Origin of the sequence: Pseudomonas sp. MWU12-3103b (assembly GCF_023100615.1) — a bacterium.
Classification (GTDB): Bacteria; Pseudomonadota; Gammaproteobacteria; order Pseudomonadales; family Pseudomonadaceae; genus Aquipseudomonas; species Aquipseudomonas putida_A.
Window position 1 is genome coordinate 51,953 of the sequence record NZ_JALMEY010000002.1, and the last position, 13,345, is coordinate 65,297.

Here is a 13,345-nt window from a genome sequence, read left to right on the forward strand (position 1 = left end):
GGTTTTTTATTCATTGGATTCACTGGAGAGTCAGCATGATCAAGTCGCGCGCCGCCGTTGCCTTCGAGGCCAAGAAGCCGCTGGAAATCGTAGAAGTCGATGTGGCCATGCCCAAGGCCGGTGAAGTGTTGCTGCGCGTGGTGGCTTCCGGGGTTTGCCACACTGACGCCTACACCCTGTCCGGTGCGGATCCGGAAGGCATCTTCCCGTCGATCCTTGGCCACGAAGGTGGCGCGATCGTTGAAGCCATCGGCGAGGGCGTCACCTCGGTCGCCGTCGGTGACCACGTGATTCCGCTGTACACCCCGGAATGCGGCCAGTGCAAATTCTGCAAGTCGGGCAAGACCAACCTGTGCCAGGCGATTCGCGCTACTCAGGGCAAAGGCCTGATGCCGGATGGCACTTCGCGCTTTTCCTACAAGGGCCAAACGATTTTCCACTACATGGGTACTTCGACGTTCTCGGAATACACCGTACTGCCGGAAATCTCCGTGGCGAAAATCGCCAAGGATGCGCCGCTGGAAAAGGTCTGCCTGCTCGGTTGCGGCGTAACCACCGGTATCGGCGCGGTAATCAACACTGCGAAGGTCAAGCCAGGTGACACCGTGGCGATCTTCGGTCTCGGCGGCATCGGTCTGTCGGCAGTCATCGGTGCAGTGAAAGCCAAGGCTGCGCGGATCATCGCCATCGACATCAACCCGGCCAAGTTCGAGATCGCCAAGCAGTTGGGCGCCACCGATTGCGTCAACCCGAAAGACTTCGATCGTCCGATCCAGGAAGTGATCGTCGACATGACCGACGGCGGCGTCGACTTCTCCTTCGAGTGCATCGGCAACGTGCAACTGATGCGCGCGGCGCTGGAATGCTGCCACAAGGGCTGGGGCGAATCGGTGATCATCGGTGTTGCCGGTGCCGGTCAGGAAATTTCAACCCGTCCGTTCCAACTGGTGACCGGTCGCGTCTGGCGTGGTTCGGCATTTGGCGGCGTGCGTGGTCGTACCGAGTTGCCAAGTTACGTCGACATGGCGCAAAGCGGCGAGATTCCGCTGGATACTTTCATTACCCACACCATGGGTCTGGAAGATATCAACAAGGCCTTCGACCTGATGCACGAAGGCAAGAGCATCCGTACCGTCATTCATTTCTGATTAATCGCGACGCCACGGCTACAGACCTTGAAGGTTTATAGCCGTGGCCGCGTAGGAGTCTTTACATGAGTCTGGAAAACATCTCCTGTCAGAAAAGTTTCGGCGGCTGGCACAAGCGCTATCGCCACCGTTCCGACGTGCTCGGCTGCGACATGGTGTTTGCCGTGTATTTGCCGCCGCAAGCGGAGCAGGGCGGCAAGCTGCCGGTGCTGTATTGGCTGTCCGGCCTGACCTGCACCGACGAGAACTTCATGCAGAAAGCCGGGGCGATGCGCATGGCCGCTGAACTCGGTCTGATCATCGTCGCGCCGGACACCAGTCCGCGTGGCCCGGATGTGCCGGGTGATCCGGATGGCGCCTGGGATTTCGGCCTCGGAGCCGGGTTCTACCTGAATGCCACGCAGGAACCGTGGTCGCGGCACTATCGGATGCATGACTATGTCGTGCAGGAATTGCCTTCATTGGTTGAAGCGCATTTCCCGGCGTCGGACAAACGCAGCATCAGCGGCCACTCCATGGGCGGTCACGGTGCACTGGTCTGCGCGCTGCGCAATCCGGGGCGTTACCAGTCGGTGTCGGCGTTTTCGCCGATCAACAACCCGATGGATTGTCCGTGGGGGCAGAAAGCCTTCTCCCGCTATCTGGGCGAAGACCGTTCCAAGTGGAAAGAATGGGATGCCTGCGCGCTGATCGCTGAAGCCACCGAAAAACTGCCGTTGCTGGTCGATCAGGGTGATCGCGATGACTTCCTCGCCACGCAGCTCAAACCCGAAGCCCTGCAACAAGCTGCAAAACAAGCGGGGCATCCGCTGACGCTGCGCCTGCAACCGGGCTACGACCACAGCTATTTCTTCATCTCAAGCTTCATTGACGACCACTTGCAGCATCACGCACGCGCCCTGCGCGGTTAATGCAGGTAGAATCACGCCCTGACAAAAATCGGGGCGTTTTTTTATGCGTATTGGCCACGGCTACGATGTTCACCGTTTCGCTGAAGGCGATTTCATTACTCTGGGCGGCGTGCGTATTGCACACGGCTTCGGGCTGCTCGCTCATTCCGACGGTGACGTCCTGCTGCATGCCTTGAGCGATGCCTTGCTCGGCGCGGCCGCGCTGGGCGATATCGGCAAGCACTTTCCGGACACCGACCCGCAATTCAAGGGCGCCGACAGCCGTGTGCTGCTGCGGCATGTGGTCGCGCTGATCCACGCCAAGGGTTGGAAAGTCGGCAACGTCGACAACACCATCGTCGCTCAGGCGCCGAAAATGGCCCCGCATATCGAAGCGATGCGCGCGTTGATCGCCGCCGATCTGCAAGTTGAACTGGATCAAGTGAACGTGAAAGCTACCACCACCGAAAAGCTCGGCTTTGTCGGTCGCGAAGAAGGCATCGCCGTGCATTCCGTTGCCTTGTTGCTGCGCGCATGAACGAACTGCAATTGCTTGGCCCGCGGGCCTATGGCGAACCACTCGGCACTGCGGTTCTGAAAGCCATCGCCGAAGATTTTCAGGTCGATGAAGTGCTCGACATCCCGTTCAGCGGCGATGGTGAGCACCTGTGGATCTGGGTCGAAAAACGTGGCCTGAATACCGAAGAAGCAGCGCGCCGAATTGCCAAGGCCGCCGGCGTGCCGTTGCGCACCGTCAGTTATGCCGGGCTCAAGGATCGTCAGGCGTTGACCCGTCAGTGGTTCAGCGTGCAACTGCCGGGCAAGGCTGATCCGGATCTGTCGGCGGCGGAAAACGACACGCTGAAGATCCTCAAGACCACGCGGCACAAACGCAAGCTGCAACGCGGCGCGCATTCGGCGAACGGCTTCACCTTGCGCCTGACCCAGTTTGCCGGCGACAAGGATGCGATCGAGCAGCGTCTGCAACTGATCGCCAGGCAAGGCATTCCCAATTATTTCGGCGCCCAGCGTTTCGGCCATGACGGCGGTAACGTCGTTGATGCGCGTGCCTGGGCGGCGCGCAAGGCGCTACCGGAGCAGCGCAATGTGCGCTCGCGGCTGCTCTCGACGGCGCGCAGTTTTCTGTTCAATCAGGTACTGGCCGCCCGGGTGGCCGATGGCAACTGGCAGCAGGCGCAAGTCGGCGATCTGCTGGCGTTCACCGACAGCCGCAGTTTTTTCCCGGCCGGTGAGGCCGAATGCAGCGATCCGCGCCTGGCGATTCTCGACCTGCACCCGACCGGTCCGCAGTGGGGCGAAGGTGACTCACCGGCCGCCGGCGCTGTTCATGATCTGGAGCAGGGGATTGCCGAGCGTGACGCGGATCTGCGCGATTGGTTGATCAATGCCGGAATGAGCCACGAACGTCGCATCCTGCGGCTGCCCATTGGCGGGTTGTCGTGGCATTATCCCCAGCCTGACATTCTGCAACTGGAATTCGTCCTCCCGGCCGGATGCTTCGCCACCGTATTGGTGCGCGAACTCGTTGATCTGGTGCCGGTGGGGCAGACGGACAGCCCATGCGTATTCTGATTTCTAACGACGATGGGGTAACCGCACCCGGTCTCGCCGCGCTTTATGCTGCGCTGGCGGATTACACCGAATGCGTGGTTATCGCCCCGGAGCAGGACAAAAGCGGCGCCAGCAGTTCGCTGACGCTCGACCGTCCGTTGCACCCGCAATACCTGGCCAACGGTTTCATCAGCCTCAACGGTACGCCGACCGACTGCGTGCACCTGGGCCTCAACGGCCTGCTGGAGCGCGAGCCGGACATGGTGGTTTCCGGGATCAATCTCGGTGCCAATCTGGGCGATGACGTGCTGTATTCCGGCACTGTGGCGGCAGCCCTCGAAGGACGCTTTCTCGAGCGCCCTTCGTTTGCGTTCTCGCTGTGCTCACGACAGGTGGACAACCTGGCGACAGCGGCACATTTCGCGCGCAAACTGGTCGAGGCCCACGCCGGGCTGGACCTGCCGCCGCGCACGGTGCTGAACGTGAACATTCCCAATCTGCCGATCGATCATATTCGTGGCATTCAGTTGACCCGTCTGGGCCATCGCGCCCGTGCTGCGGCGCCGATGAAAGTGGTCGACCCGCGTGGCAAGGCCGGCTACTGGATTGCTGCGGCCGGTGATGCCGAAGACGGCGGCCCGGGCACTGACTTTCATGCGGTGATGCAGGGGTATGTGTCGATCACGCCGTTGCAGCTCGATCGCACTTTCAATGATGCCTTCAGAAGTCTCGACGGCTGGCTGGAGGAACTGCGCTGATGGCTCGTGAACACGAAGACAGACTGCGCAGTGGCATCGGCATGACGTCGCAGCGCACCCGTGAACGTCTGATCCAGCGTCTATATGAAGAAGGCCTGTCCAACGCCAAGGTGCTGGAAGTGATCCGCCGTACGCCGCGTCATCTGTTTGTAGATGAAGCGCTGGCGCATCGTGCCTACGAAGACACCGCACTGCCAATCGGCCACAACCAGACCATCTCCCAGCCTTATATGGTGGCGCGCATGAGCGAGCTGCTGCTGGAGGCGGGGCCGCTGGACAAGGTGCTGGAGATCGGGACCGGTTCGGGATATCAGACAGCCGTGCTGTCGCAACTGGTTGAGCGGGTATTTTCGGTCGAACGCATCAAGGTCCTGCAGGATCGGGCCAAGGAGCGCCTGGTCGAACTCAACCTGCGCAACGTGGTGTTCCGCTGGGGCGATGGCTGGGAAGGCTGGCCGGCGCTGGCGCCGTACAACGGTATCATCGTCACCGCAGTCGCGACCGACGTGCCGCAGGCCTTGCTCGATCAACTGGCACCGGGTGGGCGGATGGTGATTCCGGTCGGCTCGGGGGAAGTGCAGCAACTGATGTTGATCGTGCGTGAAGAACACGGCTTTTCCCGTCACGTATTGGGAGCTGTGCGCTTCGTGCCATTGCTCAATGGCCCGCTGGCCTGAGCATTTATTTGCGGGCGCTGAATTCCTTGCGCTGGCCTGTGTCTTACACCGGCAGTGATGGTTTAAACGCTACGAACTGTCCACGGGCAAACGTGTGCGTGAAGCGTTTTCGCATCTTTAACGGTAAAGCCGGTTCGGCCCGTTATACTTGCGACACTACTTGCCGCGATTCGGCATTCCACATATTTCAGCCACCACAAAGGGAGCGGCGGGTGAGTCTCACAGTCATTGCGCAGCGTATGGGTAACACGAGCTTTCAGCGCCTGGTGACTGGCCTTGTATTGAGCACCTTGCTGGTCGGTTGCTCCAGCACCAAATCGAGCAACGTGCGGGTGGTCGATCGCAACAGCGCGGCGGCCCAGCGTCCTGCCGTCACGACCGGGCAGTATGTAGTCCGTCCGGGCGATACGCTGTTTTCCATCGCTTTTCGCTATGGCTGGGACTACAAAGCCCTCGCGGCCCGGAACAATATTCCTACGCCGTATACGATCCACCCGGGTCAGACAATTCGCTTTGACGGCCGCACCGGTTCAACACCGACAGCGGTGGTGAGCAACGGCAGTTCCGCGCCATCATCGTCGAGCAAAACCACGGTAATCCGGCGCCAGGCGAATGGCACGACGACCACCACCGTGACCGGCTCCGGAGCCGCTGCCGCGGGGGCTGCACCGTCCGTCGCGAACAAATCGGCTCCGGCTCCGATGCCTCCACCGGGCCCGGCCCCGACCGGCTGGGGATGGCCATCTAATGGCATTCTGATTGGAAAATTCTCTTCAAACGGTAGTTTGAATAAAGGAATTGATATCGCCGGAGATTTGGGACAGCCTGTTTTAGCTGCGTCTGATGGGACGGTGGTTTACGCCGGGAGTGGCTTAAGGGGCTACGGCGAATTAGTCATCATCAAACACAGCGAAACCTACGTCAGTGCCTACGGACATAACCGCAGGCTGTTGGTACGGGAGGGGCAGCAGGTCAAGGTCGGACAGACAATTGCCGAAATGGGGTCCACGGGTACAGACCGGGTGAAACTGCATTTTGAGATTCGCCGCCAAGGTAAACCTGTAGATCCGCTGCAGTTCCTGCCCAAACGTTGATTTGAGGCCAGCCTGTTCCGTCGCGTAGAGGGGACAGGCTCCAGCGCTGCCAAGGATAAAGGCGTCGCTTGAGCTTGGGGTCGAACTCACCAAAGGACTATAACAATGGCTCTCAGTAAAGAAGTGCCGGAGTTTGACATCGACGATGAGGTTCTCCTTATGGAGGCCGGCATCGATTCGGAATCTTCGATGTCGAATGATGAAGGGGCTGCTCCACCTTCCGTTCGTTCCAAATCCAGACAATCCGCTTCACTTAAACAACACAAGTACATCGACTACACTCGGGCACTCGATGCCACGCAGCTGTATCTCAACGAAATCGGCTTTTCACCACTGCTCTCCCCGGAGGAAGAAGTTCATTTTGCGCGTCTGTCGCAAAGTGGCGACCCTGCCGGGCGCAAGCGCATGATTGAAAGTAACCTGCGGCTGGTCGTGAAGATCGCCCGGCGTTACGTCAATCGGGGGCTGTCGCTGCTGGATCTGATCGAAGAGGGTAACCTCGGCCTGATCCGCGCAGTGGAAAAGTTCGATCCCGAGCGCGGCTTCCGCTTCTCGACCTACGCGACCTGGTGGATTCGTCAGACCATCGAGCGCGCGATCATGAATCAGACCCGGACCATCCGGTTGCCGATCCATGTGGTCAAGGAGCTCAACGTGTACCTGCGGGCGGCACGGGAGCTGACGCAAAAGCTCGATCACGAACCTTCACCTGAAGAAATCGCCAACCTGCTGGAAAAACCGGTGGGCGAGGTCAAGCGCATGCTCGGCCTGAACGAGCGGGTTTCTTCAGTCGACGTCTCGTTGGGTCCGGATTCGGATAAAACCCTGCTGGACACCCTGACGGATGACCGTCCGACCGATCCATGTGAACTGCTGCAGGATGACGACCTGTCGCAGAGCATCGATCAATGGCTCTCGGAACTGACCGACAAGCAGCGCGAGGTGGTCGTACGCCGCTTCGGCCTGCGCGGCCATGAGAGCAGCACGCTGGAAGACGTAGGCCTGGAGATCGGCCTGACCCGGGAACGGGTGCGGCAGATCCAGGTGGAGGGCCTCAAGCGCCTTCGCGAAATCCTCGAGAAGAATGGCCTGTCGAGCGAGTCGCTGTTTCAGTAAGCGCCTCACACGCCTGCCGCAAGAAGCCCCGACTGGTTCGGGGCTTTTTTATTGCTCGGATATTGGCTGATGACTGTCTGTGGCGAGGGAGCTTGCTCCCGCCGAGTTGCACAGCAACCCCAAAATTCATCAGCGCTGCGCACTCAAGCGGGAGCAAGCTCCCTCGCCACAAAGTTCATTGCCGGACAAATGGTCAGCATTTCCATCGTTTGTAGTCTCGCGGTGTAAGCCTTGGCTTACTCTTTCGTAAGCGTTCCCCATTTTTGCAGGACGGTAGACGTCGACTTCTGCCGAGAGTCGTATTTAACCAATTGATTTATATGCTTATTTTTTAATATGAAGTGCTTATTACAGCGATTTTCATCCCGCCGGGCCGATTGCTCTCGGCAGGGAACTCTCTAGTATCAGCACTGTGTCGACGGACAGACACGCCCTTCAGGGAAGAGGGGAACGGACATCGCAGGACGCGATTCATCAGGACGATGAAAAGGAATACAGGGAATAGGGAAAAAATGTGGGCGGGTCAAACCGCCCCTTTTTTCGCCTGTAGAAAAGTAAAATCCGAAAAAGCAAAAAGGCCCGCAAGGGGCCTTTTGGTAACGCGCGACAGATCAGCGTTCGAGGTCTTTGATCTTGCCTTTGACGCCATCCCACTCTTCGGCATCCGGCAGCGATTCTTTCTTCTCGGTGATGTTCGGCCAGATTTCAGCCAATTCAACGTTCAGTTGAATGAACTCCTGCATATCCTCCGGAACTTCGTCCTCAGAGAAAATCGCGACGGCCGGGCATTCCGGTTCGCACAGGGCGCAGTCGATGCACTCGTCCGGGTGAATCACCAGGAAGTTCGGGCCTTCGTAAAAGCAGTCCACCGGACAGACTTCTACGCAGTCGGTGTACTTGCACTTGATGCAGTTGTCGGTGACGACGAAGGTCATTTCTAATTTTCTCCTCAGGCGGCGGCAGCGTAGCCCCTTCACGGTTGGGGTCGCCAGGTTCGGGAGCGATGTCTGCCAGCCAGGCTATTAGCCAGCAGCATCCCAAACCGCGCGAGATTCTAACAGCTTGAAGCCGTTTGCGTTATATCCGGTTCTTCGCTGCTTAGATCCGGTTCTTAAGTGCATATAACAATTCGAGCGCTCGACGCGGGGTCAGGTCATCGAGATCCACTTTGGCCAGCTCATCGAGCACTGGGTGCGGCAGGCTGGCAAACATGTCGCTCTGCTGCGGGACCGCCGGTTTGCCTTTGACGGCAGGCTTGGGCGCTTCATGCGGCAATGCGGTGTCTTCCAGTCGGCTCAGGTGCTCCCGGGCCCGCACGATCACTTCACTCGGCACGCCGGCCAGTTGCGCCACCGCCAGGCCGTAGCTCTGGCTGGCAGGCCCCGGCAACACATGGTGCAGGAACACGATGCGCTCGTTGTGCTCGGTGGCGTTGAGGTGCACGTTAGCCACCAAAGGTTCGGCTTCCGGCAGCACAGTCAGTTCGAAATAGTGCGTAGCGAATAGAGTATAGGCACGCAGATGCGCCAGACGCTCGGCGGCGGCCCATGCCAGGGACAGACCGTCGAAGGTGCTGGTGCCGCGACCGACTTCGTCCATCAGCACCAGGCTGCGCTCGGTGGCGTTGTGCAGAATGTTGGCGGTTTCGCTCATCTCGACCATGAAGGTCGAACGGCCGCCGGCCAGGTCGTCGCTGGAACCGATTCGGGTGAAGATCCGGTCCACCAGCGACAACTCGCAACTGGCCGCCGGCACGAAGCTGCCGATATGCGCCAGCAGCACGATCAATGCGGTTTGGCGCATGTAGGTGGATTTACCACCCATGTTCGGGCCGGTGATCACCAGCATCCGGGTGTTGTCATCCAGGCTCAGGTCATTGGCCACGAACGGCGTAGTCAGCACCTGCTCGACCACCGGGTGACGCCCTTGGGTGATGCGCATGCACGGCTCGCTGACGAAGCGCGGGCAGTTCAGGTCAAGGTTCAGCGCACGTTCGGCGAGGTTGCTCAGCACGTCCAGCTCGGCCAATGCGCCGGCAGTGTCCTGCAGCGGTGGCAACTGGCTGATCAGGTCTTCCAGCAGCGCCTCGTAGAGCATTTTCTCGCGAGCGAGGGCACGGCTCTTGGCCGAGAGCGCCTTGTCTTCGAATTCTTTCAGCTCGGGCGTGATGAAACGCTCGGCGCCCTTGAGGGTTTGACGACGGATGTAATCGGCTGGAGCCGATTCGGCTTGCTTGCTCGGCAGTTCGATGAAGTAGCCGTGAATGCGGTTGTAGCCGACTTTCAGGTTGGCCAGACCGGTGCGGGCCTTTTCCCGGGCTTCCAGATCGATAAGGAACTGGCCGGCGTTTTCGCTCAGCGATTGCAACTCGTCGAGTTCGCTGTCGTAACCGGTTTTCAGCACGCCGCCGTCGCGGATCACCGCTGGCGGGTTGTCGATAATGGCTTTTTCCAGCAGCGCTGCCAGTTCCGGGTAGGTGCTGGTGGTGGTTGCCAGGCGTTGCAGGTGCGGCGCTTCCAGGTCGGTCATCGCCACTTGCAGTTGTGGCAGGGCGCCGAGAGCATCACGCAATCGAGCAAGGTCGCGAGGGCGCGCATTGCGCAGGCCGATCCGCGCCAGAATCCGCTCGATGTCACCGATTTCCTTGAGCTGCGGCTGCAGCTTTTCGAAGCGATAGCCGTCGAGCAAACAAGTGATCGAGGTCTGGCGCGCCAGCAGCACGGTCAGATCGCGCAGCGGACGGTTCAGCCAACGGGTCAGCAAACGGCTGCCCATGGCGGTCTGGCAGCGATCAACCACCGATTGCAGGGTGTTGTCGCGACCACCAGCCAGGTTAGTGTCGAGTTCGAGGTTGCGGCGGCTCGCGCCGTCGAGCACCACGGTGTCGTCCAGACGCTCATGGCGCAGGCTGCGCAGATGGGGCAGGGCGGTGCGCTGGGTTTCCTTGGCGTAGGCCAGCAGGCAACCGGCGGCGCCGATGGCCAGGGTCAGGGTTTCACAACCGAAGCCTTTCAGGTCTTGTGTGGAAAACTGCTGGCAGAGACTTTTCAGCGCCGAATCACGCTCGAAATCCCACGGCGCACGACGACGCACACCACGGCGCTTTTCCGCCGGCAGGTCTTTCGGCCAATCGTCCGGGATCAGCAGTTCCACCGGGTTGACTCGCTCCAGCTCCGCCAGCAGGTTTTCCCAGCCCTTGATCTCGAGCACAGTGAAGTTGCCGCTGGTGATGTCCAGCACTGCCAGACCGAACAGGCGCTCGTCGCCTAGCACGGCGGCAATCAGGTTGTCGCGGCGTTCATCGAGCAGCGCTTCGTCGCTGACCGTGCCCGGGGTAATGATCCGTACCACCTGACGTTCTACCGGGCCCTTGCTGGTGGCCGGATCGCCGACCTGCTCGCAGATCACCACCGACTCACCGAGCTTGACCAGTTTCGCCAGGTAACCTTCCGCCGCGTGGTAAGGAATCCCGCACATCGGGATCGCTTGCCCCGCCGACTGACCGCGCGCAGTCAGGGTGATGTCGAGCAACTTGGCCGCCTTCTTCGCGTCTTCATAGAAGATCTCGTAGAAGTCGCCCATGCGATAGAACATCAGCTGATCCGGGTGCTGATTCTTCAGGCGCCAGTATTGCTGCATCATCGGGGTGTGGGAGGACAGGTCGGAGACGGCTTTATTCATCGGATTGTCAGGTAACTCGTTAAATGATGTAGGGCAAAAGCGAGGGCAACCGCCGGGCTTTTCCGCGATGGGCGCAAGGTTACCATGGGCGGTCGGCTCGACGCAGGCATGACGGCCGGCTGACACTTTTTGCGTTTAATTGTGATTTATGCACGATTTATGCAAATCAGCATTTGTCTTCGGAAAAAACTTCAAGCACTATGCGCGTTATGCAAAAACGCAACGTATCCTCCGTCTTAAGAGCACTGCTCGACCAGCACGGGATCTCCCCCACGGAGCTCCACCGTCGCACCGGCGTGCCTCAATCAACGCTCTCGCGGATTCTCAGCGGGAAGATCGTCGATCCTTCGGATAAACATATCTCGAAGATCGCCGAATACTTCAATGTGAGCACCGATCAATTGCGTGGCCGCGCCGATGTCGCGATCGCGACCGGTGGCGCGCGCGATGACGTGCATGCGGAACTCAAGGACATAAGCCTGTGGGACGACGATACCCCTGTCGATGACGACGAGGTGTCGGTGCCCTTTCTTCGTGAGGTTGAATTGGCTGCTGGATCAGGAAGATTCGTCATCGAAGAGAGCGAACGCTCTAGCCTGCGCTTCGGCAAGCGCAGCCTGCGCCACAACGGTGTGCAGTTCGACCAGGCCAAATGCGTGACGGTGCGCGGTAACAGCATGATGCCGGTGTTGCGTGACGGCGCCACGGTCGGGGTGAACGCCGGCAAGTGCGGGATCGGCGACATCATTGATGGCGACCTGTACGCGATCAATCACAACGGTCAGTTGCGCGTGAAGCAGCTCTATCGTCTGCCGACCGGCATCCGTCTGCGCAGCTTCAACCGCGATGAACATCCGGACGAGGACTACAGCTTCCAGGATATGCAGGACGAGCAGATCGTCATCCTTGGTCACGTCTTCTGGTGGGGCATGTACGCCCGATAGATTTCACCGGTCATAGAAAACCCGCCTCATGGCGGGTTTTTTTTCGCCTGAACAAAACCCTCGGCGCCTTGATTTATGCGGTCTGCATGCGTCCGTGCATTTCTCGCGCATAAATAAATGCATTTATGCATTGACTGTATATGCATCCATGCATATTCTTGCCACCAAGCCGCTCGACAAAGCGGCTGGCAACAACAGCTCTTTAGTTCCACAAGAACAGGCAGCGATGAACCGGCCTCAACGGTTCAGAGGGTTGGCAACTGACCCGGGTGTGCAGCGTAAAGCACCAAGAGCAGTTATCCGGCGGGCAGGGACCGCGGTCGGAAAAACAATTTGAATGGACTCGTACCGCGCCAGTAGCGCCGAAAAGTCAGCTTCCTTCACGAATACAGGATTTGAAGGAAGGCGAAGGAGCGCATTACTGAAAAGCCCGGCCTCAATGCCGGGCTTTTTGGAATGCCTACCTGAAGAGACATCGCTTGAACCCAACACACAACACTCATCAACTAGAACCAGGAGGCGTGACATGACAAACGAGCAACAAGCGTTGGCGGACATGCCGATCTGGCTGGTCATCCTCCTTGCCGTGGTGGGCGGGGTGTCCGGCGAAATGTGGCGCGCCGACAAGGAGGGCGCCCGCGGCTGGTCATTGCTGCGGCGTCTGGCCCTGCGCTCCGGCGCCTGCATGATCTGCGGCGTCTCGGCGATCATGCTGTTGTACGCCGCCGGGCTATCCATCTGGGCCGCCGGTGCCTTCGGTTGCCTGACCGCCATGGCCGGGGCCGACGTGGCCATCGGTCTGTACGAACGCTGGGCCGCCAAGCGCATCGGCGTCTGCGAAGTTCCCCCGCCGCGCGATCCACAGTAACTCAACACTTTCTTGCCTCGCTGCACAACTCATGCGGCGGGGCTGCGCGTGGACATTTGAAAAGGAGGTCATGCATGCCCGTACCGATCCAGCAGCCTTCGCAGCTGTTCACGGCGATGGCGACAACCCTGCGCAACAGCGCCGGCCTGAATCTGCAGGTTGGCAATCACGACGACTTCACAACACCCGGTGCCCAGGCCTGGGCATTGATCGACTTTGATCGCAATGCACAGGGAGTGCGCTCCGCTGATGGGCGCATTGCTCATGTCATGACGGTGTCGCTGCAAGTCATTCCGGCACTCTCCGCCAGTGCATTTGCCGCCTGCGATCTGATCGCCGTGCTGAAAAACCTGATCACCGACAACCGTTGGGGCCTGCCCGGCGCTCAATGTGATCTGCCGATGAACATTGATGGTTTGCCGTCAGTGCTCACACGCGCCGATCAGCAATACAAGGCGTGGACCCTGACTTTCACCCAGACCCTCTATCTCGGCCCGACCTTGCTCGATGACCCGCTCGGCACGCCGAAATTCGCCCGTACCTGGGAAGTCAGCAACATCGATGACCCCGACCAATACACCGCGCTGGAGGCTTGAC

General features: G+C 59.6%; 13 protein-coding genes. 11 read left to right on the forward strand and 2 right to left on the reverse strand.

The window, feature by feature from the left end; genetic code table 11:
- Positions 1-35: 35 nt before the first annotated feature.
- From M0808_RS03925 to rpoS, 8 genes are all read left to right on the forward strand, one after another.
- Entirely contained in the window at positions 36-1,148 is a 1,113-nt protein-coding gene (locus tag M0808_RS03925) for an S-(hydroxymethyl)glutathione dehydrogenase/class III alcohol dehydrogenase (RefSeq protein ID WP_027611042.1), read from the forward strand.
- Between the two features lie 65 nt (positions 1,149-1,213).
- Entirely contained in the window at positions 1,214-2,059 is an 846-nt protein-coding gene (gene fghA / locus M0808_RS03930) for an S-formylglutathione hydrolase (RefSeq protein ID WP_027611043.1), read from the forward strand.
- Positions 2,060-2,102: 43 nt separating this feature from the next.
- Entirely contained in the window at positions 2,103-2,576 is a 474-nt protein-coding gene (gene ispF, locus M0808_RS03935; RefSeq protein ID WP_027611044.1) for a 2-C-methyl-D-erythritol 2,4-cyclodiphosphate synthase, read from the forward strand.
- Positions 2,573-3,631, forward strand: a complete 1,059-nt coding sequence (gene truD / locus M0808_RS03940) for a tRNA pseudouridine(13) synthase TruD (RefSeq protein ID WP_247839986.1) — start codon at positions 2,573-2,575, stop codon at positions 3,629-3,631. The genes ispF and truD overlap by 4 nt, the downstream gene beginning before the upstream one ends.
- Positions 3,619-4,368: a 5'/3'-nucleotidase SurE gene (surE, locus tag M0808_RS03945; protein ID WP_047601272.1), complete on the forward strand. Its 750-nt coding sequence runs from the start codon at positions 3,619-3,621 to the stop codon at positions 4,366-4,368. Before truD ends, surE begins: the two co-directional genes overlap by 13 nt.
- Before the next feature lie 41 nt (positions 4,369-4,409).
- Complete coding sequence (locus tag M0808_RS03950) at positions 4,410-5,045, forward strand: protein-L-isoaspartate(D-aspartate) O-methyltransferase (protein WP_169841266.1); 636 nt, start codon at positions 4,410-4,412, stop codon at positions 5,043-5,045.
- A gap of 212 nt (positions 5,046-5,257) precedes the next feature.
- A complete protein-coding gene (locus tag M0808_RS03955) occupies positions 5,258-6,139 on the forward strand; it encodes a peptidoglycan DD-metalloendopeptidase family protein (RefSeq protein WP_027611047.1) in 882 nt (293 codons plus the stop codon).
- A 105-nt stretch (positions 6,140-6,244) separates the two neighbouring features.
- A complete protein-coding gene (gene rpoS / locus M0808_RS03960; RefSeq protein ID WP_007964304.1) occupies positions 6,245-7,255 on the forward strand; it encodes an RNA polymerase sigma factor RpoS in 1,011 nt (336 codons plus the stop codon).
- 611 nt (positions 7,256-7,866) lie between these two features.
- On the opposite strand, the gene fdxA is transcribed toward rpoS, so the two are convergent.
- Complete coding sequence (gene fdxA / locus M0808_RS03965; RefSeq protein ID WP_003222178.1) at positions 7,867-8,190, reverse strand: ferredoxin FdxA; 324 nt, start codon at positions 8,188-8,190, stop codon at positions 7,867-7,869.
- 163 nt (positions 8,191-8,353) lie between these two features.
- Positions 8,354-10,936 (reverse strand): DNA mismatch repair protein MutS, encoded by a 2,583-nt coding sequence (gene mutS / locus M0808_RS03970; protein ID WP_027611048.1) that lies wholly within the window; start codon positions 10,934-10,936, stop codon positions 8,354-8,356.
- A 209-nt stretch (positions 10,937-11,145) separates the two neighbouring features.
- Between mutS and M0808_RS03975 the strand changes: the two genes are divergently transcribed.
- The 3 genes from M0808_RS03975 (at position 11,146) to M0808_RS03985 (ending at position 13,344) form a co-directional block, all read left to right on the forward strand.
- Entirely contained in the window at positions 11,146-11,880 is a 735-nt protein-coding gene (locus M0808_RS03975) for an XRE family transcriptional regulator (RefSeq protein WP_027611049.1), read from the forward strand.
- Positions 11,881-12,406: 526 nt separating this feature from the next.
- Positions 12,407-12,748 (forward strand): phage holin family protein, encoded by a 342-nt coding sequence (locus M0808_RS03980; protein WP_003222183.1) that lies wholly within the window; start codon positions 12,407-12,409, stop codon positions 12,746-12,748.
- Between the two features lie 74 nt (positions 12,749-12,822).
- On the forward strand, positions 12,823-13,344 hold the full coding sequence (locus M0808_RS03985; RefSeq protein ID WP_247839988.1) for a hypothetical protein: 522 nt from the start codon (positions 12,823-12,825) through the stop codon (positions 13,342-13,344).
- Position 13,345: the final 1 nt, after the last annotated feature.

Coding starts and splice junctions, on each gene's coding strand:
- rpoS (WP_007964304.1), top strand. CDS start 6,245: ATGGCTCTCAGTAAAGAAGTGCCGGAGTTTGACATCGACGATGAGGTT.
- surE (WP_047601272.1), top strand. CDS start 3,619: ATGCGTATTCTGATTTCTAACGACGATGGGGTAACCGCACCCGGTCTC.
- M0808_RS03985 (WP_247839988.1), top strand. CDS start 12,823: ATGCCCGTACCGATCCAGCAGCCTTCGCAGCTGTTCACGGCGATGGCG.
- M0808_RS03975 (WP_027611049.1), top strand. CDS start 11,146: ATGCAAAAACGCAACGTATCCTCCGTCTTAAGAGCACTGCTCGACCAG.
- truD (WP_247839986.1), top strand. CDS start 2,573: ATGAACGAACTGCAATTGCTTGGCCCGCGGGCCTATGGCGAACCACTC.
- fghA (WP_027611043.1), top strand. CDS start 1,214: ATGAGTCTGGAAAACATCTCCTGTCAGAAAAGTTTCGGCGGCTGGCAC.
- M0808_RS03925 (WP_027611042.1), top strand. CDS start 36: ATGATCAAGTCGCGCGCCGCCGTTGCCTTCGAGGCCAAGAAGCCGCTG.
- fdxA (WP_003222178.1), bottom strand. CDS start 8,190: ATGACCTTCGTCGTCACCGACAACTGCATCAAGTGCAAGTACACCGAC.
- M0808_RS03980 (WP_003222183.1), top strand. CDS start 12,407: ATGACAAACGAGCAACAAGCGTTGGCGGACATGCCGATCTGGCTGGTC.
- mutS (WP_027611048.1), bottom strand. CDS start 10,936: ATGAATAAAGCCGTCTCCGACCTGTCCTCCCACACCCCGATGATGCAG.
- M0808_RS03950 (WP_169841266.1), top strand. CDS start 4,410: ATGACGTCGCAGCGCACCCGTGAACGTCTGATCCAGCGTCTATATGAA.
- ispF (WP_027611044.1), top strand. CDS start 2,103: ATGCGTATTGGCCACGGCTACGATGTTCACCGTTTCGCTGAAGGCGAT.